Source organism: Bradyrhizobium sp. USDA 4011, from assembly GCF_054063415.1.
In genome coordinates this window covers 6,994,316-7,020,200 of the sequence record NZ_JBSSGG010000001.1, presented here as the reverse complement: position 1 = coordinate 7,020,200, position 25,885 = coordinate 6,994,316, and the positions used below count along the sequence as shown (strand labels likewise).

At 63.5% G+C, this 25,885-nt stretch carries 30 protein-coding genes and 1 pseudogene; 20 read left to right on the top strand and 11 right to left on the bottom strand.

Features of this window, described 5'->3' with window-relative positions:
* Positions 1 to 403: 403 nt before the first annotated feature.
* A complete protein-coding gene (locus ACVW1C_RS33025) occupies positions 404 to 1,378 on the top strand; it encodes a helix-turn-helix domain-containing protein (protein WP_092125863.1) in 975 nt (324 codons plus the stop codon).
* 29 nt (positions 1,379 to 1,407) lie between these two features.
* The gene (locus ACVW1C_RS33020; RefSeq protein ID WP_456761841.1) at positions 1,408 to 1,824 is read left to right on the top strand and encodes a YkvA family protein; all 417 of its coding nucleotides are present in this window, start codon (positions 1,408 to 1,410) and stop codon (positions 1,822 to 1,824) included.
* Here ACVW1C_RS33020 and ACVW1C_RS33015 read toward each other — a convergent pair.
* On the bottom strand, positions 1,821 to 3,185 hold the full coding sequence (locus ACVW1C_RS33015) for a histidine kinase (protein ID WP_456761840.1): 1,365 nt from the start codon (positions 3,183 to 3,185) through the stop codon (positions 1,821 to 1,823). The two genes, ACVW1C_RS33020 and ACVW1C_RS33015, sit on opposite strands and share 4 nt — an antisense overlap.
* 181 nt (positions 3,186 to 3,366) lie before the next feature.
* Here ACVW1C_RS33015 and ACVW1C_RS33010 point away from each other — a divergent pair, with 181 nt between their 5' ends.
* Both ACVW1C_RS33010 and fghA read left to right on the top strand, forming a co-directional pair.
* On the top strand, positions 3,367 to 3,987 hold the full coding sequence (locus tag ACVW1C_RS33010) for a response regulator (RefSeq protein WP_456761839.1): 621 nt from the start codon (positions 3,367 to 3,369) through the stop codon (positions 3,985 to 3,987).
* 24 nt (positions 3,988 to 4,011) lie between these two features.
* Positions 4,012 to 4,857 carry an S-formylglutathione hydrolase gene (fghA, locus tag ACVW1C_RS33005; RefSeq protein WP_456761838.1) on the top strand — a complete coding sequence of 282 codons (846 nt, stop codon included), beginning with the start codon at positions 4,012 to 4,014 and terminating at the stop codon, positions 4,855 to 4,857.
* A gap of 166 nt (positions 4,858 to 5,023) precedes the next feature.
* Here the strand turns inward: fghA and ACVW1C_RS33000 are convergent, their stop codons facing one another.
* Complete coding sequence (locus ACVW1C_RS33000) at positions 5,024 to 5,500, bottom strand: DUF3280 domain-containing protein (protein WP_456761837.1); 477 nt, start codon at positions 5,498 to 5,500, stop codon at positions 5,024 to 5,026.
* A 198-nt stretch (positions 5,501 to 5,698) separates the two neighbouring features.
* Between ACVW1C_RS33000 and ACVW1C_RS32995 the strand changes: the two genes are divergently transcribed.
* The 6 genes from ACVW1C_RS32995 (at position 5,699) to ACVW1C_RS32970 (ending at position 10,528) form a co-directional block, all read left to right on the top strand.
* Positions 5,699 to 6,880 carry an ABC transporter substrate-binding protein gene (locus tag ACVW1C_RS32995; RefSeq protein ID WP_456761836.1) on the top strand — a complete coding sequence of 394 codons (1,182 nt, stop codon included), beginning with the start codon at positions 5,699 to 5,701 and terminating at the stop codon, positions 6,878 to 6,880.
* A gap of 5 nt (positions 6,881 to 6,885) precedes the next feature.
* Positions 6,886 to 7,863, top strand: coding sequence for a YVTN family beta-propeller repeat protein (locus ACVW1C_RS32990; protein ID WP_456761835.1), 978 nt, complete (start codon positions 6,886 to 6,888; stop codon positions 7,861 to 7,863).
* Entirely contained in the window at positions 7,860 to 8,672 is an 813-nt protein-coding gene (locus ACVW1C_RS32985) for an ABC transporter ATP-binding protein (protein ID WP_456761834.1), read from the top strand. Before ACVW1C_RS32990 ends, ACVW1C_RS32985 begins: the two co-directional genes overlap by 4 nt.
* Entirely contained in the window at positions 8,669 to 9,517 is an 849-nt protein-coding gene (locus tag ACVW1C_RS32980) for an ABC transporter permease (protein ID WP_456761833.1), read from the top strand. The genes ACVW1C_RS32985 and ACVW1C_RS32980 overlap by 4 nt, the downstream gene beginning before the upstream one ends.
* Entirely contained in the window at positions 9,514 to 10,131 is a 618-nt protein-coding gene (locus ACVW1C_RS32975; protein ID WP_456761832.1) for a hypothetical protein, read from the top strand. The genes ACVW1C_RS32980 and ACVW1C_RS32975 overlap by 4 nt, the downstream gene beginning before the upstream one ends.
* A 100-nt stretch (positions 10,132 to 10,231) precedes the next feature.
* Positions 10,232 to 10,528 carry a copper-binding protein gene (locus tag ACVW1C_RS32970; protein WP_456761831.1) on the top strand — a complete coding sequence of 99 codons (297 nt, stop codon included), beginning with the start codon at positions 10,232 to 10,234 and terminating at the stop codon, positions 10,526 to 10,528.
* A 36-nt stretch (positions 10,529 to 10,564) separates the two neighbouring features.
* On the opposite strand, the gene ACVW1C_RS32965 is transcribed toward ACVW1C_RS32970, so the two are convergent.
* Positions 10,565 to 11,119, bottom strand: a complete 555-nt coding sequence (locus tag ACVW1C_RS32965) for a PQQ-dependent catabolism-associated CXXCW motif protein (protein ID WP_456761830.1) — start codon at positions 11,117 to 11,119, stop codon at positions 10,565 to 10,567.
* Positions 11,116 to 11,997 (bottom strand): substrate-binding domain-containing protein, encoded by an 882-nt coding sequence (locus ACVW1C_RS32960; RefSeq protein ID WP_456761829.1) that lies wholly within the window; start codon positions 11,995 to 11,997, stop codon positions 11,116 to 11,118. The genes ACVW1C_RS32965 and ACVW1C_RS32960 overlap by 4 nt, the downstream gene beginning before the upstream one ends.
* Positions 11,998 to 12,200: 203 nt before the next feature.
* Between ACVW1C_RS32960 and ACVW1C_RS32955 the strand changes: the two genes are divergently transcribed.
* Positions 12,201 to 13,091: a quinoprotein relay system zinc metallohydrolase 2 gene (locus ACVW1C_RS32955; protein WP_456763236.1), complete on the top strand. Its 891-nt coding sequence runs from the start codon at positions 12,201 to 12,203 to the stop codon at positions 13,089 to 13,091.
* Between the two features lie 43 nt (positions 13,092 to 13,134).
* The gene (locus ACVW1C_RS32950; protein ID WP_456761828.1) at positions 13,135 to 13,959 is read left to right on the top strand and encodes a quinoprotein dehydrogenase-associated SoxYZ-like carrier; all 825 of its coding nucleotides are present in this window, start codon (positions 13,135 to 13,137) and stop codon (positions 13,957 to 13,959) included.
* Between the two features lie 25 nt (positions 13,960 to 13,984).
* On the opposite strand, the gene ACVW1C_RS32945 is transcribed toward ACVW1C_RS32950, so the two are convergent.
* The gene (locus ACVW1C_RS32945) at positions 13,985 to 14,326 is read right to left on the bottom strand and encodes a hypothetical protein (RefSeq protein WP_456761827.1); all 342 of its coding nucleotides are present in this window, start codon (positions 14,324 to 14,326) and stop codon (positions 13,985 to 13,987) included.
* A 149-nt stretch (positions 14,327 to 14,475) separates the two neighbouring features.
* On the opposite strand from ACVW1C_RS32945, the gene ACVW1C_RS32940 reads away from it, so the two are divergent.
* From ACVW1C_RS32940 to ACVW1C_RS32925, 4 genes are read left to right on the top strand one after another with little or no spacing between them, the layout of a single operon-like run.
* Complete coding sequence (locus tag ACVW1C_RS32940) at positions 14,476 to 15,408, top strand: ABC transporter substrate-binding protein (protein WP_456763235.1); 933 nt, start codon at positions 14,476 to 14,478, stop codon at positions 15,406 to 15,408.
* A 2-nt stretch (positions 15,409 to 15,410) separates the two neighbouring features.
* Complete coding sequence (locus ACVW1C_RS32935; protein ID WP_456761826.1) at positions 15,411 to 16,148, top strand: ABC transporter permease; 738 nt, start codon at positions 15,411 to 15,413, stop codon at positions 16,146 to 16,148.
* Complete coding sequence (locus tag ACVW1C_RS32930) at positions 16,138 to 16,848, top strand: ABC transporter ATP-binding protein (RefSeq protein WP_456761825.1); 711 nt, start codon at positions 16,138 to 16,140, stop codon at positions 16,846 to 16,848. Before ACVW1C_RS32935 ends, ACVW1C_RS32930 begins: the two co-directional genes overlap by 11 nt.
* Before the next feature lie 41 nt (positions 16,849 to 16,889).
* Complete coding sequence (locus tag ACVW1C_RS32925; protein WP_456761824.1) at positions 16,890 to 17,243, top strand: hypothetical protein; 354 nt, start codon at positions 16,890 to 16,892, stop codon at positions 17,241 to 17,243.
* 3 nt (positions 17,244 to 17,246) lie between these two features.
* Here ACVW1C_RS32925 and ACVW1C_RS32920 read toward each other — a convergent pair whose 3' ends face one another.
* The 4 genes from ACVW1C_RS32920 to ACVW1C_RS32905 all read right to left on the bottom strand — a co-directional run bounded on the left by ACVW1C_RS32920 (position 17,247) and on the right by ACVW1C_RS32905 (position 19,498).
* Entirely contained in the window at positions 17,247 to 17,483 is a 237-nt protein-coding gene (locus tag ACVW1C_RS32920) for a hypothetical protein (RefSeq protein WP_456761823.1), read from the bottom strand.
* Positions 17,484 to 17,585: 102 nt separating this feature from the next.
* Positions 17,586 to 18,470 (bottom strand): hypothetical protein, encoded by an 885-nt coding sequence (locus ACVW1C_RS32915; protein WP_456761822.1) that lies wholly within the window; start codon positions 18,468 to 18,470, stop codon positions 17,586 to 17,588.
* A 206-nt stretch (positions 18,471 to 18,676) separates the two neighbouring features.
* Entirely contained in the window at positions 18,677 to 18,757 is an 81-nt protein-coding gene (gene pqqA / locus ACVW1C_RS32910) for a pyrroloquinoline quinone precursor peptide PqqA (RefSeq protein ID WP_009031067.1), read from the bottom strand.
* Between the two features lie 342 nt (positions 18,758 to 19,099).
* On the bottom strand, positions 19,100 to 19,498 hold the full coding sequence (locus ACVW1C_RS32905; protein ID WP_456761821.1) for an EF-hand domain-containing protein: 399 nt from the start codon (positions 19,496 to 19,498) through the stop codon (positions 19,100 to 19,102).
* A 200-nt stretch (positions 19,499 to 19,698) separates the two neighbouring features.
* Here ACVW1C_RS32905 and ACVW1C_RS32900 point away from each other — a divergent pair, with 200 nt between their 5' ends.
* The 4 genes and pseudogenes from ACVW1C_RS32900 (at position 19,699) to ACVW1C_RS32885 (ending at position 23,149) form a co-directional block, all read left to right on the top strand.
* Positions 19,699 to 19,944 (top strand): hypothetical protein, encoded by a 246-nt coding sequence (locus ACVW1C_RS32900; RefSeq protein WP_456761820.1) that lies wholly within the window; start codon positions 19,699 to 19,701, stop codon positions 19,942 to 19,944.
* A 228-nt stretch (positions 19,945 to 20,172) separates the two neighbouring features.
* Entirely contained in the window at positions 20,173 to 21,837 is a 1,665-nt protein-coding gene (locus tag ACVW1C_RS32895; protein ID WP_456761819.1) for a methanol/ethanol family PQQ-dependent dehydrogenase, read from the top strand.
* Positions 21,838 to 21,850: 13 nt separating this feature from the next.
* Positions 21,851 to 22,202 (top strand): annotated as a pseudogene (locus tag ACVW1C_RS32890) (c-type cytochrome).
* An 8-nt stretch (positions 22,203 to 22,210) separates the two neighbouring features.
* Positions 22,211 to 23,149, top strand: a complete 939-nt coding sequence (locus ACVW1C_RS32885) for a substrate-binding periplasmic protein (protein WP_456761818.1) — start codon at positions 22,211 to 22,213, stop codon at positions 23,147 to 23,149.
* Positions 23,150 to 23,165: 16 nt separating this feature from the next.
* On the opposite strand, the gene ACVW1C_RS32880 is transcribed toward ACVW1C_RS32885, so the two are convergent.
* Positions 23,166 to 24,074, bottom strand: coding sequence for a flagellin (locus ACVW1C_RS32880; RefSeq protein ID WP_456761817.1), 909 nt, complete (start codon positions 24,072 to 24,074; stop codon positions 23,166 to 23,168).
* A 16-nt stretch (positions 24,075 to 24,090) separates the two neighbouring features.
* Entirely contained in the window at positions 24,091 to 25,860 is a 1,770-nt protein-coding gene (flgK, locus tag ACVW1C_RS32875; RefSeq protein ID WP_456761816.1) for a flagellar hook-associated protein FlgK, read from the bottom strand.
* Positions 25,861 to 25,885: the final 25 nt, after the last annotated feature.

Here is a 25,885-nt window from a genome sequence, read left to right as displayed (position 1 = left end):
TCATGAACTCAAGGGTTTCCGCCGAAACGGCCCCACTTCTTCCATTTTGGTACCTCACTGGTAGTCCTATCGAACCGCGCTGACTTGCCCAGCAGCGAAGCGCCGTTTGCTCAGAAGCGAAGCATCGTCAGATTTTTGCGGTCGGGCCGCGAACTGGCAGGTAAGGCTGCTTCATGTTGCAGGGCATCAAACGTCTTCAGTGCTGTTCCAGCGTCGGAGTAGAACCGGCCCAAGGTTGCGCTTGACGCGCCCAGAACTAAGTCGGAGGATCACCCGACATTATCCGGGAAGAAGTCCCGCCGCCTCCCTAAGCTGTTCAGAATCAGGGAGAAGGCGCATCATCCCGGGCCAGATTTCAGCTCGGTGAGCAGTCACGTTGGGGATCGAATCGGTGGCTGGAAAGATGTCCGATACAGTCCATTCACTCAGCACGAACGGATTGACGCCCAAGCGGCAGATCCAGCGCTGGTCGGATGCGCTCACTGACCTGTGCGGTCAGTTCGACGTCGATGCGCTGGAAGGTTCCTCGCTCGAGGGCCGGATCAATTTCACGACGGTATCGCGATTGAAGCTGTGCCAGATCGAGGCAAGCCAGCATCGCATCGCCCATACCGTCTCGCGCATCAGGCTGAGCGAGCATCCCTACATCAAGATCGTTTTCCAGACCCACGGCGTCTCGCATTTCGAGCAGGACGGTCTGCACTTCGACATCATGCCGGGCGACTGCTTCGCCTACGACGTGTCGTGTCCGCACACCATCATCAGCCCGTCCCTGACGCGTCACGAGGTCGTCATCGTTCCGAAGGACCTGCTCAAGGAGCGTGGCTTCCAGCTCTCCAAGATGGCGCCATGCAAGCTGTCGGCGCGCAATGGCACCGGCCGCATCGCTTATGATTTCGTGCATGCCGCGTTCGGCGAGGCGCCCACGCTGACCCCGGTCAACGCCGTCGGCGTGGCCGATGCGCTGATCGACCTGCTGCTGCTGCCACTGCGCGAGACCGGCGCGATGTTCGACCGCGGCAGCGCCGAGGCGACCTATGTGCGGGCACAGGGCTTCATCCGCGAGCATCTGCGCGATCCCGATCTCTGCATCGACCGCATTTCCGCGGCGCTCGGCTGCTCGAAGCGCTATCTGCACATGCTGTTCAGCGATCGCGGCATGACGGTCAGCGACTACATCTGGAAGGCCCGGCTGCAAAATTGCCGACAGGAGCTGGAATCCCAGAACGGTAAGACCATCACGGACGTCGCGTTCTCCTGGGGCTTCTCAAGCTCATCGCATTTCAGCCGCGTATTCCGGAAGTATTTTGGCATCGCCCCTTCCTCCGTGCACAAGGGTCTGCACGGTGGCATGCCGGTCGATGTGGTACTGGAATAGCGTTTCGCTTGGCGTGCAGGCGCCACGCCATGCCGTCCATCAAGCTATCCTCAATCAAACTTTCCTCAATCAAAGCTTGGGCGCGCGGCCTGAAACGAGACAGCGTTGCGCTGTATCTCGCGTCGCGTGATCCGCGCGTACCGTGGTACGCAAAGGCCATCGCCGTCGCCATCGCGGCCTATGCGCTCTCGCCCATCGACCTGATTCCGGATTTCATCCCGGTCATCGGTTATCTCGACGATCTGATCCTACTGCCGCTCGGCATCTGGCTTGCGATCTCGCTCGTTCCGGATGAGGTAATGACCGAATGCCGCGCCAAGGCCAGTGCCGTCTTGCAGCGCCCGACCAGTCGAGCGGGAATGATCGCGATCATCGTGCTCTGGATGGCCGGTGCGCTCGCGCTGGCATGGACCGCCGTCACATACTGGCCGCGAATCGGGCCCTAAGCCTGCGTAGCCTTTGGCACCAGCGCCTCGACCGTCACGCCATCATCGCTGGAATTGATCTTGAGCGCGCCTCCGAGCGCGAGGATTCGCTCCTGCATACCAGTCAAACCGCGGCCGAGCCGGTGATCCCTGAGCAGACCGCGGCCGTTGTCTCGGACTCGCACCAGCGCGCAGCCGCGGCTGCCGCGCGGGCCGGTCTGCCGCTCCGCAGGCTCGATCGTGATATCGACTGCCGTTGCGCCGGCGTGGCGGAACACATTGGTGAGCGCTTCCTGGACGATGCGATAGATCGTCAGATCGGCCGTCTCGCTGGTCTCGCCGAGATCAGGCGATATGCTGCTCTGGATCTCCACCTCCGGGTGGGTCTCGCCCCACAGCCGCACCAGCGCGCCAAGCGCTTCCGCAAGCCCAAGCTCCGCCAATCCCACCGGCCGCAATCGCTCCAGGATGCGGCGAGTGAACTGCTGAAGCGCGTTGACCTGCTCGAGGATGGCGCTGCCGTGCTTGCGTAGCGCAGCAGGATCGGGCTTATCGACCTCCGACAGCCGCGTCAGTGCGCCGGCATGCGCGCGCAGCGCGAACAGATAGGGCCCGAACTCATCGTGCAATTCGCGCGCGATCTCCTTGCGTTCGGAATCCTGCAGCGAGACCGCGCGTTCGGCCAGCTGCCGCTTGCTGTCCACGGCCTCGCCAAGGGTCGCCGCCAAATGGTTCAGTTTGGCACAGATCGCAGCCAATTCAGGCGATCCGCCGGGCTCGACGCGTGCGTCGTAATCCCCGGCCTCGATACTGGTCATGGCCTGCGACAGCGCTTCCAGCGGCGCAAGTGCGCGGCCGACCACCAGCATGGTCACCAGCAGCAGCGCCACCGCGATCGCGGAGCCGACCTCGATCTGGGTGACGATGCCGTCCCAGATCTCAGCCATCTCATCGTCGGGATGCGAGGTGATGACCAGCGATTGCGGCTTGCCGTGAACCGAGATCGGCACCCGCACCGAAGTCTGCTCGGGATGAACCAGCGCGACGAACCACTCAGGCGGGGCGCGCGGATCGCCTGCCTCCTCCAGGCGCTCGGCAGACTTTGCGGTCGCGTCATCCTGTCGCGTGATGCTGACATGACGCAGCCGGCTCAGATCCTGGACGATCTGGTCGAGCCGCGCATCGGGATCCGGCGCCTCGTCGAGACCGGCTACCATCGTCGCAACAAACTCGCGCGCCAGGCGGATCACGCTCTGGTCCTCGGCCTGGACGCGCGGCCCCGCTTCCAGCACGAGGCGCGCAATATTGATACCCAGCCCAAGCGCCAGTATCAGCGCCAGCAGCAGGTTGATCCGTGCGCGCAAGGATAGCTTTTGCCACATGACGTTGCCCCCGACCGCGATCCCTCCTCCGAGAGGATCGTTGACAGCCAAATTTGCCCGGCTATCTAATCGCACCGTATCGCAATCTCGTGCGAGGTGCACAACCGGTCGGAACCGAGGTTTTCTTCGTGCAACTCGATGTAACGATGAGCTAGTCGAAGCAGGTCGCCGGAACAACGCCATGCGCATTCTGATCGTTGATGATCATCCCATCGTTGCCTCCGGTTGTCGCACCGTGTTCGCCGACGATCCCGAGATCGTCCTGCTGGAAGCTGCGGATGCCGAAAGCGGCGAACGGGCGTTCGTCGCGGAGAAGCCCGATCTCTGCGTGATCGACATCAACCTGCCGACGGTCTCCGGCTTCGAGCTGGCCCGCCGCATCCTGTCGCGCGATGCATCCGCGCGCCTCATCATGTTCAGCATGAACGACGACCCTGTGTTCGCCGCCCGCGCCATCGACATCGGCGCCAAGGGCTACGTCTCGAAAACCGGCGACCCCAACGATCTGGTGGAGGCCGTGCGCGAAGTTGGCAATGGCGGCGTCTATCTGCCGCCGGCGATCGCACGCAACGTCGCCTTTGCGCGGCCGGGCTTTGCGCAAAATCCGCTCTCCAAGCTGACCTCGCGCGAGATGGAGATCCTGCGCCTGCTCAGTTCCGGCAAGAGCCTGTCGGAGATCGCCTGGCTGGTGCATTCGTCCTACAAGACGGTCGCGAACACGTCATCGATCATGCGCCAGAAGCTTGGCGTGCGCACCTCGGCAGAGCTGGTACGCCTCGCGATCGAGAGTGGCGTCGGCTGACGTCGCGCTCCAACACAGAGGATTATGGCAATGCAGACGGTTTCCCAGAACAAGTCGCATGGCGGCACGCAAGGCGTATACCGGCACCCAAGCCGCGAGACCAAGACCGATATGACCTTCTCGGTGTTCGTCCCGGATCATGCGGCCGGCGCCAAGCTGCCTGTCGTCACCTATCTGTCGGGCCTGACCTGCACGCACGCCAACGTCACCGAGAAGGGCGAATTCCGGCAGGCATGTGCCGAGCTCGGCCTGATCTTCGTCGCACCCGACACCAGCCCGCGCGGCGAAGGCGTCCCCGGCGATCCCGCCAATGCCTACGATTTTGGCCTCGGCGCGGGCTTCTATGTCGATGCGACCGAGCAGCCGTTCGCGACCAATTACCGGATGTGGAGCTACGTCACCGAGGAATTGCCAAAACTGATCGCCGAGCAATTCCCGGTCGACACGGCGCGGCAATCGATTCTCGGTCACTCCATGGGCGGCCATGGCGCACTGACGGTGGCGCTGCGCTATCCCGATCGCTATCGCGCGGCCAGCGCGTTTGCGCCGATCGTGGCGCCATCGCAGGTGCCGTGGGGCAACAAGGCGCTGGGCGGCTATCTCGGCAGCAACAAGCAGGCGTGGCGCAAGCACGACGCGGTCGCGCTGATCGAGGACGGCGCCCGCTTCTCCGATCTGCTGGTCGACTATGGCGATGCCGACGGCTTTCTCACTGAACAGCTGCGGCCCGAGCTCCTGAAGGCGGCTTGCGAGAAGGCCAACATCCTCCTCACCTTGCGGCGTCAGCCCGGCTACGACCACAGCTATTACTTCATCTCGACCTTCATGGCCGATCACCTGCGCTGGCACGCCGCACGGTTGAAGGCGTGAGCCAATCCCTCCCCGTCATCCTGAGGAGCGCGTAGCGCGTCTCGAAGGATGCACGGCCCGGCTGGTAGCCGATTCATCCTTCGAGGCTCGCCGAAGAGGCTCGCACCTCCAGCGACAAAGGCGAAGCCTTTGCGCGGGGATGACGGTCGCACATTTGCACCCGCAGCTACCGCGCTTGCGGCGCGCCGTAGTTCGGCGCGAGCAGGCGGTTGCGCACGAGGTAGTCGGTGGCGCGCGACCAGGATTCGTCGGTATTGCCGCGCATGTCGGCGCTCGCTGCTGCCACCAATTGCCCGGTATGCACGTCGCGCAGATAGAGATTGATGTTGAGAATCAGGTTGGAGACCTTCTGCACCACGCCCGTCATCGCGAGATCGGCGCCCAGCTCGCCGGCCAGTTTCACGTCGCATCCGCCGCAGGCCTGAAGATTGCTGCCGTGCGCCGCAGCATTGACGGGCGCGATGTCGATCACGTGGAACTTGCCGGAAGCCGCGAGCTCCTTGCGGACCTGATCGCCGGTGCGCAGCAGCCGCGCCTGTTCGTCGGTCCGCGGCCCGTCGACCTCCCCTTGAAGGCTGGTGTCGATCATCTCGAGGTCGAACACCGCGAGCTTGGGCGGTTCGGCGCGCGCCGCCGCAGCCATCAGCAGCAAAGATATGACGAAGACAAACTCTGATCTCATGATTGTGAACCAATCGAAATTTGGTACCGCGCAACGACAAAAAGCGGGGTTGCAAGCCAGGCCAATTCCGGCATCTTGCACGTCAACGCATGGCCCAGAAAAGCGGAAGCCGCTTTTCGACAATGCCATGCCGAGTGAAGAATGACTACGGGAGGAGTTATGTTCCGATGGCTGGTCGGCACGATCGCGCTCAGCATGGTGACGACCGGAGCGCTGGCGGCTGATCCCGTCGAGGTCCATATCGGCTATCTCAGCCATGCCGGCATCAAGTCGACGCTCTCGCTGGTCGAGCAACCGGCCGACAATGACGGCATCGCCGGCGCACGCCTTGCGATCGAAGACAACAATACGACCGGGAAATTCCTCAACCAGCGCTTCGTGCTTGATGAAGTCAAGGTCAAGGACAGCGACGATGTCGCCAAGGTCGCGACCGATCTCGCCGGCCGCAACGACTATATCATCACCGACCTGCCCGCCGACGCCCTGCTCAAGGTCGCCGACGCGCTGCGCGATCGCGGCACCCTGCTGCTCAATGCGGGCGCGATCGACGATCGGCTGCGCGAGCAGGACTGCCGTGCCAATGTCATCCATGTCGCACCGACCCGCTCGATGCTGGCGGACGCGCTTGGCCAGTATCTGGTGTGGAAGCAGTGGAAGCGCTGGCTGCTGGTGACTGGCTCGCATGATCAGGACAAGCTCTACGCCGACGCGCTGCGCCGCGCCGCGACGCGCTTCGGCGCCAAGATCGTCCAGGAACGGACATTCGAGGACACCGGCGGCGCGCGCCGCACCGACTCTGGCGTGACGCTGATCCAGCGTCAGATGCCGGTGTTCACGCAGCAGGCGCCGGCTTACGACGTGCTGGTCGCTGCCGACGAGAGCGAGGTGTTCGCGAACTATCTACCTTACCGGACCTGGGACCCGCGCCCCGTGGCCGGCTCGGCGGGCCTAGTGCCGACCAGCTGGGACGCCGCGCATGACCAATGGGGCGCGGTCCAGATCCAGAACCGCTTCGTCAAGCTGAACATGCGTCGCATGACGGCGCTCGACATGCAGGCCTGGACGGCGGCGCGCATGATCGGCGAAGCCACCTCCCGCACCAATTCTGGGGATCCCCAAAAGGTTATCGCCTTCCTCAAGGGCAAGGATTTCTCGATCGCGGCCTTCAAGGGCACGCGATTGACCCTGCGCGACTGGAATCTGCAGCTCCGCCAACCGGTCCTGCTGGCCGATGGTCGTATGGTCGTTTCGGTCTCCCCGCAGGAAGGTTTCCTGCATCAGGTCTCCGAGCTCGACACACTCGGTGTTGACCGGCCTGAAACGAAGTGCAAGCTGCAGTGAGGGAGATGAAACGCATGTGGCGCCGCTGTCTGTTGACCGGGATGCTCGTTTGGCTTGCCGCGACACCGGCGTCCGCCTTCGTTGCCTACGTCTCCAACGAGAAGGGCAACACCGTCACGGTGATCGACACCGACAGCTGGACGGTGACCAAGACCATCAAGGTCGGCCAGCGGCCGCGCGGCATCGAGTTCTCGCGCGACGGCAAGTTCGTGATGGTTGCGGTCGGCGATGACGACACGATCCAGGTGATCGATACCAAGACCCAGGAAATCGTCGACACCCTGCCCTCCGGCCCCGACCCCGAATTGTTCACCCAGGATGCCGCCGGCAAGATCATGTATGTCGCCAACGAGAACGACAACACGGTCACCGTGATCGATCTCGAGAAGCGCGCCCGGCTCGGCGACATCCAGGTCGGCGTCGAGCCGGAGGGCATGACGATCAGCCCGGACGGCAAGATCCTGATCAACACCTCCGAAACCACCAACATGGCGCATTTCATCGACACGGCGACGCGCCAGATCGTCGCCAACGTGCTGGTCGATTCGCGGCCGCGCTTCGCCCAGTTCAAGCGCGACGGCTCCGAATTGTGGGTTTCCTCCGAGATCGGCGGCACGGTGTCGATCATCGATCCGGTCAAGCGCGAGGTGACCGGCAAGATCACCTTCGAAATCCCGGGGCTGCGCAACGAGGCGATCCAACCCGTCGGCATCGGCATGACCAAGGACGGCAAGACCGCGTTCGTTGCGCTCGGCCCCGCCAACCGGATCGCGGTGGTCGACGGCGCAACCCACAAGGTCCTCAAATATCTCCTGGTCGGCCAGCGGGTCTGGCACATGGATTTCACGCCGGACGAAAAATATCTGATGGTCACCAACGGGGTCTCCAACGATGTCTCGGTGATCGACGTCGCGGCCCAGAAGGTGATCAAGACCATTCAGGTCGGCGAACTGCCCTGGGGGATCACGATCGCGCAGCCATGACCGCAACCGACGCCCATATCGCGAGCCAGCACTCTCCGGATGCAGCCCCTGCGGCCGTGCAGCCGGCGCTGTCGATCGGCAATGTCAGCCACAGCTACGGTCCGCGGCGCGCCTTGATCGACGTCAACTTCACGGTTCAGCCTGCAAGCTTCACCGCGTTGCTGGGCCTCAATGGCGCTGGCAAGAGCACGTTGTTCTCGCTGGTGACGCGGCTGTTCGGCATCCAGAACGGCCAGATCAGCATCTTCGGCCACGACATCAGCCGAACGCCAGGTGAAGCGCTGCGGCTGATGGGCGTCGTGTTCCAGCCGCGCACGCTCGATCTCGATCTCTCGCTGACACAGAACCTGCTGTATCACGCCGCGCTGCACGGCATCTCGCGGCGCGAGGCGCGGCTGCGCAGCGCCGAGGTGCTCGGCCGCATCGGGCTTGCCGACCGCGCCACGAGCAAGGTGCGCGATCTCTCGGGCGGCCAGATGCGACGGCTCGAGATCGCCCGCGCGCTGCTGCATCGGCCGCGGCTGCTGCTGCTCGACGAGGCCACCGTCGGGCTCGACGTCAAGGCGCGCGCCGACATTCTTGGCCATGTCCGCCAGCTCGTCACCGAACAGGGCATCGGCGTACTCTGGGCGACACATCTGTTCGACGAGATCATGCCGGGCGACGACCTTGTGGTGCTGCATCAGGGCCGGATGCTGGCGCACGGCCCGATGTCGCGCGTGATCGCGGACGCCGGCGCCCAGGACGTCAACACCGCATTCATGCGCCTGACCGGAACGGCAACCCTTACCGGAAAACCACCAGCATGAGCAGCACGACGGTCACGCCTGAGCGAAGCGGCTTCTCGGTGTCGGAATACTTCGTCTGCCTGAACGGCATCGTATGGCGCGAGGCACTGCGCTTCCTGCATCAGCGCGAGCGCTTCGTCTCGGCGCTGGTCCGGCCACTGGTCTGGCTGTTCATCTTCGCGGCCGGCTTCCGTCAGGTGCTCGGCATCTCGATCATCCCGCCCTATGAGACCTACATCCTCTACGAGGTCTATATCGCGCCCGGCCTGATGGCGATGATCCAGCTCTTCAACGGCATGCAATCGTCGCTGTCGATGGTCTATGACCGCGAGATGGGCAACATGCGCACGCTGCTGGTCAGCCCGCTACCGCGCGGCTATCTCCTGTTCTGCAAACTACTCGCCGGCACGGCGGTGTCGCTGCTCCAGGTCTATGCCTTCCTGCTGATTGCTTGGTTCTGGGACATTACGCCGCCGACCCTCGGCTACCTCACCGTGCTTCCGGCGCTGGTGCTGTCGGGCCTGATGCTCGGCGCACTGGGCATGCTGATCTCGGCCAGCATCAAGCAACTGGAGAATTTCGCCGGCGTGATGAACTTTGTCATCTTCCCGATGTTCTTTGCATCGTCGGCTTTGTACCCGCTCTGGCGCGTGCAAGAAGGCAGCCCGATGCTGTATTATGTCTGCCAGTGCAATCCGTTCACGCATGCGGTGGAACTGATCCGGTTTGCGCTCTACGGCAAGATGAACTGGGTTTCGCTCGCGGTGGTCGGCGGCTGCACGGTGGTGTTCATGATCGGCGCGATCCTGGCCTACGATCCATCGCGCGGCCTGGTGCGCCGTGGACCGGGCGGAGGCGAGGCATGACAGGCTTGCGGCCAGCACTCGGCGCGCTGCTCGCGATGGTTCTGTCGAACCAGGTCGCGTTCGCTACCGACCCGCGTTACCCGGACTGGCCGTGCGCCCAGGCCAAGGTGCCCGAGATCTCGCTCGCCGCGGTCTGGGCCGGGCCACCGCTCGGCGATGCCGAAACCAAGTGGAGGGACGATCCGAAGATCAGCCAACTTGCGACCAAGCTCGCGGCGCGCCGGATTCCGCTCGAGGATGCGCAGAAGGAGATCACCGAGTTCCTGTCGGCCGCCGCGGCCGACAAGACCAATGCGGGAAAGCTGCTGTTCGCGGGGTTGTTCGACACGCTCAACGGTCAGCGGGCCTCGGTCATGAACGGGCTGGAGCGCGTGATGCGCAAGCAGCGCGAGGCCGCGGAAAAGATCCGCACCGATACCGTCGCGCTGCAGGCGCTGCAGGATGCCACGCCGCCGGACCGGGCCAAGGTCGACGAGCTCGGCAATCAGCTGATCTGGGAGACGCGGATATTCGAGGACCGCGGGCGCGTGGTGAAATTCGTCTGCGAGGTGCCGACCATCATCGATCAGCGGCTGTTTGCGCTCGGCCGCACCATCCAGCAGGAGCTGGATTAGGCCTGCGACCGATCGCCCGCCGCGATTACCACCGGGCCACCGGAACAAACTGCCCTGCCCGCTCGTTGTCTCCAACTATATCTGAAGTTGGGAGACCTCGATGAGAGCAGCCAAGATCGTCATGACCAGCCTCGCCGCTGCGAGCCTGATCACCACAGCGGCTTTGGCCCAGCAATCCATGTCGGGAATGGTCACCAAGATTGACCGACTGAGTGGAACCATCTCGATTCAGCAGACGCAAACCGGCACGGTGGGCGCGGCCGGCGGCGCCATTCAGGAATACAAGGTGCCTAAGGGACAGTCGCTGGAGGCCTTCCACGCCGGCGACAAGGTGACGTTCACCACGACGGACAGCGACGGCGGCAAGACCATCAACAAGCTCGACAAGCAGAAGTAATTCGCTGGAGATTTTCCTGGCCGCGTGAGGGCGGGCTCACTGCTCGCTCTCGCGCGGTTCGGGCTCCGCATCCGCCAACGGCAGATTGGCGCGTCCCCACCCGTCGGTTCCCTCCGGATACCACGCCACATTGCGGTAGCCGTAGGAGAGCACGCGCTTGGCGGCGTTCCACGACATCCAGCAGTTCTCCTGGCAGTAGACCACTAGCAATTTGGCCTTGTCGTCGCCGGAGGCGCGGACCAGGCCGCGACGCATATAGTCCTCGGTCGATGCGGCGAGCTTGCCGTAGCCGGTGTCGGGCAGCCAGATGCTGCCGGGAATGTCGCGATGCGGCCGCTCGCGCCACACCGTGCCGGCCGGCAGATTAGGCTTCGGCGCGCGCGGCAGCACGTCGACGAAGGCGCCGGACTTGTCGCGCCAGATTTCTGCCGCTTCCGCGGTCGTGAGCACCCGTGCGCCGGCAAGCGTTTCCGGCACCGGCGTGCGATAATCCTCGGTGCGGTACCCCTCGGGCTCGGCCGGGTGGTCCTGCGCGCGGACATGCGAAGCGGCGAGCAATATCACCGCAAGCATTGCCGCGAGCCTGATCATGGCGATTTGGTCGCGGTCTCGGGCCCGATCGGACCGTCGTTCTCGTCAAGTAGCGGAACGCCGAAGTCGAGCAGGATCTTGTTGATCGTCGGCTGGTTCTCCTGGATCAGGCGATTGAGCTGCCGCTTCCAGCTCTGATCGGACGCCCGCACGCCCATGCCGATGCGATAGACCAGCTTGGGTCCCGCGGTCTCCTTGACCAGCGGCGTGACATGCAGCGGCGGGTTCGCCTTCTTGGCATAGAAGCCCGCCATCGGCCCCCACAGGATGCCGGCGTCGATCTCGCCCTTCTCAAGGTCGTTCATCATCGCCTCGGCCGAGGAATCGTAGCGCGTGTCGATCATCAGCGGATAAGGCTTCGCATTGCTCATCAAGCCGTTGATGGCCATGTTGGTCGCGGGCGGCGTTCCGGCGACGATGCCGATATGCTTGCCCTTCAGCCGCTCGTCCTCGAGCGTCGTGACTTGATCCAGTCCACTGTCCGGCTTGGCGACGATCGCATAGGCCGTGCGGTAATACGGATTGGTTCCTTGCGCGAGGTCGTCGCCTTGCGGAAAGCCCATGATCACGTCGCAGCGATGCGAGCCGAGCGTGACCCGCACGAAGCCGGTCGCCTGCGGGAAATACATGTAATCCAGCTTCTTTTGCAGCTTCTCGGCGAACAGCTCGCCGATCTTGTTCTCGAAGCCCTCGCCCTTGTCATTCGAGAACGGCAGGTTGCGCGGATCGGCGCAGATGCGCAGCACCTTGGGATCGACCAGCTCGATGGAGAGTTCGCCCTGCTCATTGACCTGCGCACGCGCGACGTCGCCCCCGGCGAAACAGACGATGAAGCCGGCAAGCGCAAGCAGAAGAGGACGGCATCCGATAACTCTCATTGCGCGGTCTCCTCTTGATCGGACAGATTGCCGCCATTCACCAATTGCCCGGCGCAACATGACGTGCAACAGGGATAATGATCGCGACGGTGCCGCGTTGCTTGTTGCAACGCAAACTGAAGCGCGACGGCATCGATCGCGCGTCCCGGAAAAACTGAGGCGGAAACATGGCTCATGGCGGTTCGGTGCTTGCGCTGCTCCTGATGCTTTGGGCGCCGACCATAGCGCGAGCTCAAGAGGCGGAATTGCCTGTGAGCGAAGTCGCCCCCGGAATATTCGTTCACACCGGGGTCACTGCATTGATGACACGCGACAACCAAGGCGCCATCGCCAATGTCGGCTTCGTGGTCGGCGAAAGCGCCATTGCCGTCATCGACACCGGCGGCAGTGTCCGCGAAGGGCGGCAATTGCTCGCCGCGGTGCGCAGCCATAGCGACAAGCCGATCCACTATGTGATCAATACCCACGCGCATCCGGATCATAGCTTCGGCAACGCGGCTTTCGTGGCTGACGGGACCAGCTTCGTCGGCCACAAGGCCCTGCCCCGCGCGCTGGCGACGCGCGGGCAATTCTATCTCGACGGCTTTCGCCGGACCATGGGCGATGCGTTGATCGACGAGGTCCGCATCATTCCGCCGACGGTGCTGGTCGCGGACACGCTGAAGCTCGACCTCGGCGGACGGACCCTTACCCTGAAGGCATGGCCACCCGCCCACAGCGACAACGACCTCACCGCGTTCGATGAGCGCACCGGTACCCTGTTCGCTGGCGATCTGGTGTTCCTTGAGCATATTCCGGTGGTCGACGGCAGCCTCAAGGGCTGGCTGCGTGCGCTCGACGATCTCCAGGCTATTCCTGCCGAGCGCGTGGTTCCCGGTCACGGACCCGTGAGTGCGTGGCCTGCAGCGCTTGCCGACGAGCGTCGTTATCTTGAGACGCTGGCCGCGGACGTCCGCGCGCTGGTCGCAGGCGGCAAGCCGATCACGGCCGCTGCGGAGCATGCCGCGGCAGCCGAGCGGCCGCGCTGGCAATTGTTTGATGATTACAACGCCCGCAACGCAACTGCAGCATTCTCGGAAATTGAATGGGAGTAGCTGTTCGTCCTATAATGAGGCGGCTGCATAGGATCTGGCGAACATGACTGGACATCGCGCCCGCCTGCTTTGCATCGCCAGCCTTCTTGCGATCGCGCTGGGTACGCCCTCTGCGCCCGCGGCGGAGATCTATGATCCCTGGCCCGGCCTCGTCCAGGACATCTTCAGCAATCGTCCGATGAATGACGGCAACGATATCATCGGCATCGAGATGCCGGCGCGCGCGGAAGACGCGGCAATCGTTCCGGTGACGCTGCGCACCAAGCTGCAGCCCAGCGATAGCCGCCGCGTCGTCGCGATCACGCTTGTGATCGACGAGAATCCGGCGCCGATGGCCGCGAAGTTCACGTTGGGGCCGGACGCCAACGTTACCGAGATCTCGACCCGCGTTCGCGTCAACAACTACACCAATGTGCACGCCGTCGCGGAGCTCAGCGACGGCAAGCTCTATGTCAGCAAGGTGTATGTGAAAGCTTCCGGCGGCTGCTCGGCACCGGCCGGCAAGAACGTCGAGGAAGCGAAGAACCGGCTCGGCCAGATGCGTTACCGGCAATTCACAAAGTCCGAACAAGGGCCGGCGACGAGCACAAGGGAAGCCCAGATCATGATCGGGCATCCGAATAGTTCAGGCCTGCAGATGGACCAAGTCACGCAGCTCTATATCCCGGCCTTCTTTGTCAATGAGCTGCACATCTGGCAGGACGACAGTCCGGTGCTTACGATGGAGGGGGGGATCTCGATTTCCGAGGACCCCAACATTCGCTTCACTTATGTCTCGAATGGCGCCAAGCACTTCCGTGCCGAGGCCAAGGACACCGACGGGCACGTCTTCGACCACGAATGGAAGGTCGAGAACCCCGGCACCTGACGCGTTCGCGATCTCACGATCAACGCTAGAAACACCTCACTTCGGCCTCGGCCTGCGCACGCCTGAGGTCGTTGAGCGCGTTGGCGGCCTGCTCGGACGAGCGGAACTGGCCGCCCAAATTGCCGCGCACCTGCGCCATGCTCAGCACGGTCTCTGCGGTGACGTAGCGATCATAGGGGATGATCGAGGCGACCACATCGATCGAGCAGGAACATTGTTCGATCGACTGCCGGGATTCGCCATTGGACTTCATGCAGCCGAACACATATTCGGCCCGCGCCGAGGTCGGATAGTCATTGATCTCCTGGGCCTGCACGCTGACGGCCGTCCCGGCGAGCGCCAGGACGGCGACAATCGGTCGTAGCATGCCAGCTCCTGCCATGGTCCTGCTTCCTCTTCTCTTTCCGCAAGCTATGCTATGGATGTTGATCAGAAAAGAAAACATTCGGGGAAGTGGCTCAAGAAACGATGATCATCTCTGTACGCACGGTGTTGGCTGCGGCAGTTCTGGCGGTCATGCAGTTCGGCACCTCGTGCAACGCGGAGACTATCCACGTTGCAGCGCAGAAGACCGGAACGCTTGCCTGGGAACTGGCCGTCATTCGCTCCCATGGTCTCGACAAGAAGGCCAATCTGTCGATCGATGTCGTCGAGCTCGCCAGCCCCGAGGCCGGCAAGATCGCCCTGCGCTCCGGCTCGGCCGACGTCATGGTATCCGATTGGCCCTGGGTGTCGCGCGAACGCTCGCTCGGCGCCAAACTGCAATTCTATCCCTATTCAAGCGCGCTGGGGGCCGTGATGGTCCCGGCCGCCTCGCCGCTCACGACGCTGGCGGACCTCAAGGGGCGCAAGCTCGCCGTTGCCGGCGGTGCGATCGACAAGAACTGGCTGCTGCTGCAGGCTGCACTGAAGCAGGACGGCGTCGACCTGAAGTCGCAAGCGACCGTTGTCTACGGCGCGCCGCCACTGCTGGCCGCCAAGGCCCTCGGCGGCGAGATGGACGCGACGCTCAACTACTGGAATTTCTGCGCCGCGCTTGAAGCCAAGGGCTTTCGCCGGCTCGCCGGCATGGAGGAGGTCCTGCAAAAGCTCGGCAGCAAGGGCCGCATCGCGATGATCGGCTACGTGTTCGACGAAGCTTGGGCGAACGCCAACAAAGATCTGGTGGCCCGCTTCATCGCCGTGACGCGCGCCGCGAAGGAAATTCTGGCAACCTCGGATGCCGAATGGGACACGATTGCACCGCTGACCGGTGCGCAGGATGCGGCGACGCTGCGCGCTTATCGCGACCGCTACCGCGAGGGCATCCCACGCCGTCCGATCGCCGACGAAGAGGCTGATGCTCGCGTGCTCTACCGGGTGCTGGCGCAGCTCGGCGGACGCGATCTCGTCGGCACCGCGACCGAGCTCGATCCCGGCACGTTCTATCAAGCGATTCCGGGAGACTAGCGGTGCTGCGCCTCCTGTCATTCGCGCTGTTCATCGCGACCTGGTGGATTGCCTCGCTCTTGATCGGCGAAGCGAAGCTGCCGGCGCCGCCGGCGGTGCTGTCGGTCCTCATAGCCGAAGCCCGATCGGGCGCGCTGTTCGTCAATCTCGGCGCAACGCTGGCGCGTGTCGCGCTGGCCTTCACCCTCGCCATGGCGCTCGGCTCGGCGATCGGCTATCTGATGGGCCGCGTGTCGCTTGCCAATCGCCTTGGCGACCCTTGGCTGATCCTGCTGCTCAATTTGCCGGCGCTGGTCGTCATCGTGCTGGCCTATATCTGGGCCGGGCTGACCGAGGTCGCCGCGATCACGGCCATCGCCATCAACAAGCTGCCGACCGCCGTCGTCACCCTGCGCGAGGGGGCCCGCGCGCTCGACCCCGCGCTCGACGAGATGGCAACGGCCTTTGCCTTGCCGCGCGGCCGCGCCTTCCGGCATGTGGTCCTGCCACAGCTTGCGCCCTACATCGCGGCCGGTGCGCGCTCCGGGCTGTCGCTGGTTTGGAAGATCGTGCTGGTGGCCGAATATCTCGGCCGCCCCAACGGCGTCGGCTTCGAGATCGGGGTCGCCTTCCAGCTGTTCGACATCCCGTTGCTGCTCGCCTACTCGCTGAGCTTTGCCGGCGTCGTGCTCGTCATCGAGACCCTGCTGGTGCAGCCGTTTGAAACCAGGCTAACGCGGTGGCGGCTCCGTGCAGCTTGAGGTCAGTATCACAGGCAAGAGTTTCCAGAGCGCGGCCGGAAAGCGGCACGACGTGCTCGACAATGTCACCTTCACGTTGAACGCCGGCGAGGTTGGCGTGCTGTTCGGACCGTCGGGCTGCGGCAAGAGCACCTTGCTGCGGATTCTCGCCGGGCTCGACGCTAACTACCAGGGCCATGTCGCGCGCTCCCCCGGCATGCGCCTCGGCATGGTGTTTCAGGAGCCGCGGCTGTTGCCCTGGCGCACCGTGGAGGAGAACGTGCGGCTCGCCGCACCGCATGTTGACGACGGCACGCTGTCGACACTGTTCGATGTGCTCGAATTGAGCGTGCACCGCAACCATTTTCCCGGCGAGCTGTCGCTCGGCCTCGCCCGCCGCGTCGCGCTCGCCCGCGCCTTCGCCATCGAGCCGGATTTCCTCATCCTCGACGAGCCGCTGGCCTCGCTCGACACTGCACTTGCGGGGCGGCTGCGCGACCAGATCGCCACGCTGGTGGCCAGCCGGAAGATGATGACGCTGCTGGTCACCCACGATCTCGACGACGCAGTCCGCCTCGGCGACCGGCTGTTCTTCCTGTCGCCGCGACCGGCCCGAATCCTTCACGTCGAGACCATCGCCGCGCCGCGCGCGACGCGCGGCGAGCCGGAGATCGATGAAATCAAGCGGCGGCTCTCGCGGTTGGACCTTGCAAATATGTGAGAGGCCGTCATCCTTGGACGAAAGCGTAAGGGAGAGGTTGGATGGCGCGTGCTTTGATTGCTGTTGGTGTTGCGTTGCTTGTCCTGCCGGCGACTGCGCTTGCCCAAAGCAAGGGCAAAGGCATCCGGCTGTGGAATCTGACCAGCGCCACGATTTCGAGCTTCGAGCTGTCGCCGGCGGGCAAGAACGAGTGGGGTCCGAACCAGACGCTCAACGACAAAGACAAGGAAGTCGACCACGACGAGCGCTTGCGGATCACCGGCGTCGAGCCCGGCCGCTACGATGCCAAGGTCGGCTACAGCGGCGCCAGGCAGTGCTTTGTTCGCGACATCGAGATCAAGGCCGATGCGGTGTTTTCGGTGTCCGACAAGGATCTGAAGGACTGCAACAAATAGGAGCTAGCCCGCCGGCGGGCTGCCGTCCGTGCCGGCGCGATCGTTGGTGTGCGGATATTCGCAGCGCCATCGCACCGCCGTCCATTTCGGATGTTCGCCGACCCATTGCGCGATGTAAGGCGGCGCGGCCATGGCGCATTGCTGCAGCGAACCGTTCCAGTTGAACACCAGATGCTGCTCCTCGCAGGTGGCGGGCGACAGCACGGCACATACAGTGACGATCAGATCAATCGGGTTCATGCGCGATCCCTGGGCGTGCTCACGAAATAAATAGCACGACGGGATACGTGGTCAGCCAGCTCAGGGTTTCACAGGCCCGTGACAGGATGTGGGAACCCGGCTCTAGAAGTTCAGACCGTACACTAGCCGCGCCTGGTGGCGCTCGAAATTGACCAGGTCGAGGGCGGCATTGCTGCCGGCCCGCTGCCCCCAAGCCTGGACGCTCCAGGTCGCAGTCAGGCGCGAGCGCTCCGAGAGCTGGAAATAGGCGGTCGGACCGATGAACAGCGCCTGCCCGGACAGCTCGTCCAGGCCAATCCCCTCATACTTCCTGAAATAGCGCGCTTCGCCGCCGATCAGGATATCCGGCCTCACCTTGGCCATCAGGCCAAACGCGACGCCAATCGTGGCATCTTGCTCTGCTGCGCCGGTGCGCGGCATCCGCGTCCATTCCGGCTCATAGCTGACGTTGAGGGCAGCCACCGCAAGATTCGGGATCAACTCACGGTCGAACGCCACCGTGAGTTCGGTCCCGTAGCCGCGGACGGCCGCAACCGTCGTCTCGTCGACGCGGCCGGCGCGTGTCTCCAACGCGACCGTCATGCCGAAGGGCGCCGCCTCGCGATCGAGGAAGCGGTAGCGGAAATCGACCGAGACGCTCTGCCACGACAATTGACGGCGATCGTCAAAGCCCGGGACGCGGTTGATATCGTACGCGCTGAACGACGTGCCGAGCTCGACACGAAAATTTGGCGCCGGAACGAGCTCAAGTTCCATTTCCTGATTGAGCGCGCGATAGCGGCCGCCATCCTTGGCAAAGCGCCCGGTGCTCTGGCTCTGGAATTCCCGTTCGCCGACGTCGCCCACATCGGAGCCGATCATGAAGCCGAAGATGTGCTCGGTATCAAACCCCTCGGCGCAGGCGCCGAGCGGCGGCACCGCTGCGACACCGGCAATCGCCGCGCACAGCACGCCCACCCAACGCCCTCGCTTGATTTCGAAGCTCATCGTCCCCGGACCACCACCTCAAGCCGCACTGTAGGACAAAGCACGACGGCCCGCCAATCGCGCAGGTGGTCTCGATTTCAACGTGTCGTGGGAACGATCTGCGCGAAATTGTAGCGGCAGCATCGCTGCCGCGAAAGGCGCCTGCCGCGGCTCGATGCAGCAAGCTGCACGAGCCGGGCAGGCTGTCTCGCGTTACTTGTCTCGGATTACTTGCGCGCCGCGCAGGCGTACATGTTGATTTCCATGCCGACCGGCACTTCGACGATCTTCGGTGTTTTCCAGGCCATTTCCTTCTCCCAAGTCTAAGTTGGCGCGAGCCTTGCGCCGCGCGGCAAGCTAGGGCTGGCTGTTCCAGGGCGCAAGCCGGCCGGGTAAGGACCCGACTTCGCTGCTGGACATGCCGAAACGGACGACGGCTCGCTGACGTCCGCCCGGCATTGAAACGGCTGGGAAATCCCGACGCTGATCTGTCAGGCATTTTCCGGCTGCCGGGCGGCGACGCACGAATAAGCAAACCCGATTGCGCCGTCCGCGTCTTGCCCAAGAGCGAAATCGCAACTTTTTTTGTTATGCGCGAAGATCCGGCGTCAATAGGCAGAATCCGCCCGGCACAAATCGCTGGCACGGACCTATTTGAGCAGGCGCAGCAGCGCCCGGCCGGCGCGCGACTTCAACTCCTTCGCATCCAGCGTTCCGTCATGGTCGGGATCGGCGGCCTTGAACCGCTGCTCCACGACCGCGAGATATTCGTCGAGCGTCAGGGTGCCGTCATGATCCGGATCCGCCTTCGCCAGTTCTTTCGCGGTCAGCCGTCCACGCAATTCGCGGATGTCGAGCGTGCCATCATGATCGGGATCGAGCTTCGCGAACAGGTTGGCGGCAGCTTTCTTGGCTTCGGCAAGGTCGACCGTGCCGTCATTGTCGGGATCGAGCATCTTGAGCGCGCTGCGACCACCCGATGCGGCCAGAGCGGGGCCTGACAGGACGGCAACAGCCAAGATCAAAGCAAGTGATCGGCGCGAAATCATCATCGGTCTCCCTTGAGTGCCGCTCCGGCAAGGATACGGAGCGTGCCCTGCGATTGAAGCTACCATAGCAGCTTCGACGAGGCTTCCTACAGCCAGAGCAACCGGTGAGGCCTGTCGGGTTTCGGGTGGAAAGGGACTGCCTCACGGATCATCTCTGACGTTCGGCAAATGCCATTGCACCGGAACGAGCGAGGTGACCCATGAGCGACATTTGCAAGACCACGTTGGGCTGCCTCGTTGCGCTCGGTCTGACGGCACCTGCGACCGCGCAGAACAGGGCCCCTGCCCCATCGGCAGAGGCTGTCCAGCAGCGCACGCTCACTGGCAAGGAGCGGCTCGGACGCAAATGGACCGACGAGCAGCGCATCGACAATTGCAATGTGCCGCCGGACAAGCGAGGCACCAAGCCACGTCCGAGCGCCTGTCGGCATGCGCCGTCGAGCTGACCGAACCGTTCGCGCTGCGGCATAGCGGCGAGTCACACCTGGCGTTGTGTATTCCATGCCACGGTAAGCTACGGGCGCATCAGCAAAAACCTGAAGCTTTCGACCGGCCTCCGGAGGCTGGCCGGGGTTCGTTCACGTTTTCGTATTGACCCGTTTTGGTTTCAGGGGGATGGTTCCGTCCGCAACGTCAGGAATAGGCGTGCGGAAAAGGTTCATTGGGAGGATATGATGAGACGCATTGCGCTGGTCGCAAGCCTCGTGATTCTTGCATCCTATGGTGCAAGCGCTCAGACCAACGAGCAGTTGGTCAAGGGTGCGACTGATACATCGAACGTTCTCAATTACGGAATGGGCTACAATCTTCAGCGGTTCTCGACGCTGAACCAGATCAACAAGGACACCGTCAAAAATCTGGTCCCGGTCTGGAATTACAGCTTGAACGACGACCGCAGCGAGGAATCGCAGCCGCTCGTCTACCAGGGCGTCCTTTACGTCACTACCCACAATGCCACGATGGCGATCGACGCCAAGACCGGCAAGCAGATATGGAAGACCAAGGTCGAATACCCCGCCGAGACGCCGCGCATCGTCTGCTGCGGCATCATCAATCGCGGCGCGGCTCTGTATGACGGCAAGCTGTTCCGCACCACCCTCGACGCCAATGTGATCGCGCTCGATGCCAAGACCGGCAAGGAGCTGTGGCGCGAAAAGGCTGCGGACATCAAGGAAGGCTACTCGATGACGGTGGCGCCGCTGGTCGCCGACGGCGTCGTGATCACCGGCATCTCGGGCGCCGAATTCGGCACCCGCGGCTTTATCGACGGCTGGGATCCGGCGACCGGCAAGCGCCTCTGGCGCACCTACTCGATCCCGACCCCGGACGAGCCCGGCGGCGACACCTGGAAGGGCGACACCTGGAAGCTGGGCGGCGGATCGACCTGGATCACCGGCTCCTATGATGCCGAACTGAATACCGTGTATTGGGGCATCGGCAATCCCGGACCGTTCAACTCGGCGGTGCGTCCGGGCGACAACCTCTATACCTGCTCGGTGCTCGCGCTCGATCCGAAGACCGGCAAGATCAAGTGGCACTACCAGTTCTCGCCGAACAATCCGTTCGACTATGACGCGGTGGCCGAGATGGTGCTCGCCGACATGAATGTCGAGGGTAAGCCGACCAAGGTGCTGATGGATGCCAACCGCAACGGCTTCTTCTACGTGCTCGATCGGACCAACGGGAAGCTGCTCGCGGCCAATCCTTATGTGAACGTCAACTGGGCCACCGGCATCGACATGAAGACCGGCCGCCCGATCGAGACCGACGTCGCCAAAGATGCACGTGACGGCAAGAAGGTCACGGTCTACCCGTCGATCCTCGGCGGCAAGAACTGGGAGCCGATGTCGTTCAATCCGCAGACCGGTCTCGCCTACGCCAACACGCTCGCCTTCGGCGGCAAGTACAAGGCCGAGCCGGTGACGTTCAAGCAGGGCGAGTGGTATCTCGGCATGGACCTCACCGATCCCTGGGAATGGGGCACCGGACCGCGCGGCCATCTCAAGGCGATCGATCCGATGACCGGCAAGGCGAAGTGGGAAGCGCCGAGCGACATTCCGCGCTTCTCCGGCGTCCTCTCCACGGCCGGCGGCGTGGTGTTCACCGGTCAGCTGACCGGCGAATTCGAGGCGTTCGACGCTGACACCGGCAAGAAGCTCTGGCAGTTCCAGACCGGTTCGGGCATCGAAGGACAACCCGTGACCTGGCAGCAGGACGGCGTGCAGTACGTCGCCGTCACCTCGGGCTATGGCGGCGTCTATTCGCTGTTCTCGGGCGACGAGCGGCTTGCCAAGGTCCCGCCCGGCGGCTCGCTGTGGGTTTTCGCGGTCAAGAACTGAGCGCGGAGCACTCGTGACTGAAAGAGTAACCCTGTTGACGGCGGCGATCTTCGCCGCCGTCGCGGCGGCCTTGATCACCTTGATCCCGGCAGCCGCACAGCAAGCCAGTGCAATCGACCTTCAGGGTCAGGCCGACCAGGGCAAGGTCACCTACGCCAAGAACTGCTCGCATTGCCATGGGCCCCAACATGGTGAACTCCGGCACAATCACGCCGGACTTGCGCGCGTTTCCCGACGACAAGACGCGCTTCGTTACCACTGTGAAGCAAGGCAAGAACGGCAAGATGCCGCCCTGGGCCGACATTCTGAGCGAGCAGGAGATCGCCGACGTCTGGGCCTTCCTGTCGAGCCGGAGGACCCCATGAGAGCGCCTATGAGAGCGCTGCTGGCGGCCGCCGCGACAGCCTTGCTTCTCGCCATGACGGCGGCAACGCATGCCACCGACGCGCCGCTCAAAGTATGCCTCGACGAGGATCTCCCGCCGTTGTCGGCTCATCATCGCGGCAAGCCGGATACCGGCTTCGACGTCGCGCTCGCGCAAGTGATCGCCGAGCGGCTCGGACGGCCGCTCAAGATCCAGTGGTTCGAGAGCAAGCTCGATGAGGATTCGAGCCCCGCGCTGGAGGCCAATGCGTTGCTGTCGGACGGGCGATGCTCGCTGGTCGGCGGCTACGCCCTCACCACCGACTCGCTGAAGGCGCCCGGTGTCGCGACTGCCAAGCTGCCGGACTTCGATGGCGCCACGCGCGACGATCGCCGCCGGCGGATTCCGATCGGGGTGCTGGCGCCAAGCCAGCCCTACATCTATTCGCCGATGACCGTCGTGCTCGGCCCCAAGGCCAAGGACCGGGTCAAGGACCGCAAGATCACCGATATCGGCGATCTTGCCGGCCTTCGCCTGACGATCGAAAGCGGTACGCTGGGCGATGCCATTCTGATGACCTTCGACAAGGGAAAGCTGATCGAAGACATCACCCACCTCGTTCCCGGGCGCAGCGACCTGCTGGGAGAGCTCGAACGCGGTGAATTCGACGCCACCCTGCTCGACCTGCGCCGGTTCGACGCCTACCGTGCTGATCATCCCGACACCAAGATCACCGCCTCCGGCTATTACTATCCGATCGGCGCCAACCGCGGTTACGTCGCTCTCGAGACCGACAAGGCGCTGCTTGAGGCTGTCAACAAGGTGCTGTCCGACCTGCAAGCCAAGGGCACCATCGCCGAGCTTGGCAAGACGGCAGGCCTGACCTGGCTTCCCCCGCGCGAGCCGATCATCCTCGGCGACGTCTGGCTGAAGATCCTGAACCGCTGATGCCGGCGACAGGCTGCTATCGCAGGTAGCTCGCCAGGTTCATGCTCTGGATCTTGGCGATCGCCGAATAGGATGCCGTCAGCTGCGCCTGATAGGTCGAAAGCTGTGCCGTTACCGCCGCGACGTCGACGCTGGTGAGGTTGGTCGACAGGGTCTTGGCGAAATTCTGGTAGTCGCTCTGGTTCGTGCTGGAGGTCTCGATCTGCGACGCCGAGGTCGAAAGCTTTGCCTGCACCGTGGACGTTGCATCCAATGCATTGCTGGCGAGGTCGAGTGCCTGCGAGATATCGCTAGACGACAACGTCGTGCTGTTGCCGACGTATTTCAACAGCCGCATGACCTGCTCGAAGGCAGGATTGTCGGCGGTGACGCCATAGGGAACCGACTGGCTGTCCGAAACGCGCACCGACGCGATCTCGCTGTCACCCTTGTAGTAGCTGGTGTCCGATGTCGTCAGCGAGCCCGTGCCGCTGTCATAGCCCGACAGATCCACAGGCGCAGTATCGGTGCGGGCGCCGCTGAAGACGTATTCGCCGTCATACTGGGTGTTGAGCAGCCCCTGCATCTGCGAGATCGCCTGCTGGGCATAGTTGATCACCGATGCCGTCGCCGTGCTGCTGCCGGTCGTGGCGGCGCTGAGCTGGGTCCGAAGCTGCGTGATAATATCGGTCACCGAGCCGACCGCCGAATACATTGCCTGCACCTTGTTGTCGGCGAGATTGCTGGCATCGATATAGGACTGGGCGCGCGTCACCGAGACCTGCAAATTGATCACGCGCCCGGCGCCTGAGCCGTAGCCGCCGAAATCCTCGGATTGCAGCCCGGAGGACTCCTGCACCTGCTCATTGGCCATCGCCGACTGCACACGCAGCGCGCTTGATATCATCTGCTCCGATTGCGCGAAGGTGGCAACACGCATCATCATGACAACGCCCTCACACTCAGGCTGCGGTCATCGCGGTCATCAGCGCCGAGAACATGGCGTTGATGGCCGTGATGATCTGGGACGCGGCAGCGTATTTGTTCTGTAACGCACTCAGATTCGCGCTTTCCTGGTCAATATTGACGCCGGACTGCGACGACAGCGAGCTCGCATAGGTCGACTGCGCGGTTTGCTTGGATGTGTAGGTTGCCGACGCCTGGCTCGCCTTGCCGGCGACGTTGGCAACGATAGCTGCCGCATAGTCGGTGAAAGAGCCGGTGGTGGCGCCCAGCCCACCCGCCATGGCGAAATTGGTCGACCCCGTCAGCGCGATCGAGAGCGCATTCACCACCGTCGCCGAGCCCGACGACAGCACCGAGTTTCCGACTGTCAGCGTGGACGACGCATCGAGTGTCGCCGTCGGCAGCGCCGCCGTGCCGCTCGGGATGTCGCTTCGTACCGCGATGTTGGAGGCGTTGGTCCCCGTGATCAGGTCGTTGAGCCCGAAATACTGCGAAAATCCCTCACCGCCGACCGAACTCGTCATCTGGTTGATGGCGATGCCATTGCCCGACCCGGTCGCCGAGATCGACAAATGTCCGTTGGCATCAACCGATGCCGAGACGCCTGGGATGGTGTTGATCTTGGCGGCAAGAGCGCCCACCGTGGAATATGCCGATAGATCGATATCCTGATACGATACGAGATTCCCGCTCTTGTCGGCGACAGCGATACGCACCGTGCCGGTGCCCGCGAACGATGTCGAATTGCTGACAGTCGCCGTACCGGTCAAGCTCGCTGGCGGCGGCATTGATGTGCCCCGGTTCGATACTGCATTCACGCTCGAGGCCAGCTGCTGGGCAAGCTCGTCGAGCTGCGACTGCGCGGCCGGCAGGGTCTGGTCGCGCAGGGCAATCAGGGCGCTGACCTTACCGGAGGAGATCTGCGAGGTGATGTCGACCCCGTTGACGGTGATACCGCTGAATCCGCTCGACGATCCCGCGCTATACGTCGTCGATGCCGTGACACTGGGCAGCGCCGTGTAGCTCAGCGGGTGTGCCGTGCTGTCGACCAGCGCCTGCCCGGAGCCGGTATAGACCTGCAGATCACCGCTCGACGTGGTGAAATAGCTCACATTCATTTGCGAGGCGAGGTCCTGCAGCGCGCCGTTGCGCTGGTCCTCGAGATCGGCGGTCGACTGGCCCGCAGCCGCTTCCTGCTTGATCTGCTTGTTGAGGTCGGAGATCTGCTGCAGATCGGAATTGATGTCGGTGACCGCCGAGGCGATGTCCTGGTCGGCGTTGGAGCGCAGCTTCTGGATGCCGCTCGAGGCTTGCTGCAGCTGATTGGTGACCGCAGCGAGCGCGCTGACGGCGTTCGATTGCAGCGAAGCGCTGCTCGGCGTGCCCGCGAGCGAGGACAGCGCCGACTCGAATGCCGCGATCGTGTTTGCCAGCGAGGTACCCGTCGTGGAGCTGTCGCCGCTCGACGTGCTGCCATAGAGCTGCTGGAGCTCGGTCAGATAACTGTTGTTGGTGTCGGCGGCGCCGAGATCGGAATCGGCTCCGACGAGCGACTTCAGGAGCAGCTTGTCGACCGCGCTGGTGATCCCCGAGATCGTGACGCCGGTGCCGACACCACTGGTGACGCTGCTGCTCTGGTTGGCGGTCTTCTCGGTATAGCCCTTGGTATCGGCATTGGAGATGTTGGCCGAGGCCACGCTGATCTGCACCTGCGTGGCTGACAGCCCGCTGAATGCGATGCTTCGTGCGATATCGAGCGACGACACGACCCACTCCTTCCGGCGCCGGCGC

Excerpts from the sequence above, each read along its gene's own strand:
- ACVW1C_RS33025 (WP_092125863.1), top strand. The coding sequence starts at position 404 with ATGTCCGATACAGTCCATTCACTCAGCACGAACGGATTGACGCCCAAG.
- ACVW1C_RS33020 (WP_456761841.1), top strand. The coding sequence starts at position 1,408 with ATGCCGTCCATCAAGCTATCCTCAATCAAACTTTCCTCAATCAAAGCT.
- ACVW1C_RS33015 (WP_456761840.1), bottom strand. The coding sequence starts at position 3,185 with ATGTGGCAAAAGCTATCCTTGCGCGCACGGATCAACCTGCTGCTGGCG.
- ACVW1C_RS33010 (WP_456761839.1), top strand. The coding sequence starts at position 3,367 with ATGCGCATTCTGATCGTTGATGATCATCCCATCGTTGCCTCCGGTTGT.
- fghA (WP_456761838.1), top strand. The coding sequence starts at position 4,012 with ATGGCAATGCAGACGGTTTCCCAGAACAAGTCGCATGGCGGCACGCAA.
- ACVW1C_RS33000 (WP_456761837.1), bottom strand. The coding sequence starts at position 5,500 with ATGGCTGCGGCGGCGCGCGCCGAACCGCCCAAGCTCGCGGTGTTCGAC.
- ACVW1C_RS32995 (WP_456761836.1), top strand. The coding sequence starts at position 5,699 with ATGTTCCGATGGCTGGTCGGCACGATCGCGCTCAGCATGGTGACGACC.
- ACVW1C_RS32990 (WP_456761835.1), top strand. The coding sequence starts at position 6,886 with ATGAAACGCATGTGGCGCCGCTGTCTGTTGACCGGGATGCTCGTTTGG.
- ACVW1C_RS32985 (WP_456761834.1), top strand. The coding sequence starts at position 7,860 with ATGACCGCAACCGACGCCCATATCGCGAGCCAGCACTCTCCGGATGCA.
- ACVW1C_RS32980 (WP_456761833.1), top strand. The coding sequence starts at position 8,669 with ATGAGCAGCACGACGGTCACGCCTGAGCGAAGCGGCTTCTCGGTGTCG.
- ACVW1C_RS32975 (WP_456761832.1), top strand. The coding sequence starts at position 9,514 with ATGACAGGCTTGCGGCCAGCACTCGGCGCGCTGCTCGCGATGGTTCTG.
- ACVW1C_RS32970 (WP_456761831.1), top strand. The coding sequence starts at position 10,232 with ATGAGAGCAGCCAAGATCGTCATGACCAGCCTCGCCGCTGCGAGCCTG.
- ACVW1C_RS32965 (WP_456761830.1), bottom strand. The coding sequence starts at position 11,119 with ATGATCAGGCTCGCGGCAATGCTTGCGGTGATATTGCTCGCCGCTTCG.
- ACVW1C_RS32960 (WP_456761829.1), bottom strand. The coding sequence starts at position 11,997 with ATGAGAGTTATCGGATGCCGTCCTCTTCTGCTTGCGCTTGCCGGCTTC.
- ACVW1C_RS32955 (WP_456763236.1), top strand. The coding sequence starts at position 12,201 with ATGCTTTGGGCGCCGACCATAGCGCGAGCTCAAGAGGCGGAATTGCCT.
- ACVW1C_RS32950 (WP_456761828.1), top strand. The coding sequence starts at position 13,135 with ATGACTGGACATCGCGCCCGCCTGCTTTGCATCGCCAGCCTTCTTGCG.
- ACVW1C_RS32945 (WP_456761827.1), bottom strand. The coding sequence starts at position 14,326 with ATGCTACGACCGATTGTCGCCGTCCTGGCGCTCGCCGGGACGGCCGTC.
- ACVW1C_RS32940 (WP_456763235.1), top strand. The coding sequence starts at position 14,476 with ATGCAGTTCGGCACCTCGTGCAACGCGGAGACTATCCACGTTGCAGCG.
- ACVW1C_RS32925 (WP_456761824.1), top strand. The coding sequence starts at position 16,890 with ATGGCGCGTGCTTTGATTGCTGTTGGTGTTGCGTTGCTTGTCCTGCCG.
- ACVW1C_RS32920 (WP_456761823.1), bottom strand. The coding sequence starts at position 17,483 with ATGAACCCGATTGATCTGATCGTCACTGTATGTGCCGTGCTGTCGCCC.
- ACVW1C_RS32915 (WP_456761822.1), bottom strand. The coding sequence starts at position 18,470 with ATGAGCTTCGAAATCAAGCGAGGGCGTTGGGTGGGCGTGCTGTGCGCG.
- pqqA (WP_009031067.1), bottom strand. The coding sequence starts at position 18,757 with ATGGCCTGGAAAACACCGAAGATCGTCGAAGTGCCGGTCGGCATGGAA.
- ACVW1C_RS32905 (WP_456761821.1), bottom strand. The coding sequence starts at position 19,498 with ATGATTTCGCGCCGATCACTTGCTTTGATCTTGGCTGTTGCCGTCCTG.
- ACVW1C_RS32900 (WP_456761820.1), top strand. The coding sequence starts at position 19,699 with ATGAGCGACATTTGCAAGACCACGTTGGGCTGCCTCGTTGCGCTCGGT.
- ACVW1C_RS32895 (WP_456761819.1), top strand. The coding sequence starts at position 20,173 with ATGAGACGCATTGCGCTGGTCGCAAGCCTCGTGATTCTTGCATCCTAT.
- ACVW1C_RS32885 (WP_456761818.1), top strand. The coding sequence starts at position 22,211 with ATGAGAGCGCTGCTGGCGGCCGCCGCGACAGCCTTGCTTCTCGCCATG.
- ACVW1C_RS32880 (WP_456761817.1), bottom strand. The coding sequence starts at position 24,074 with ATGATGATGCGTGTTGCCACCTTCGCGCAATCGGAGCAGATGATATCA.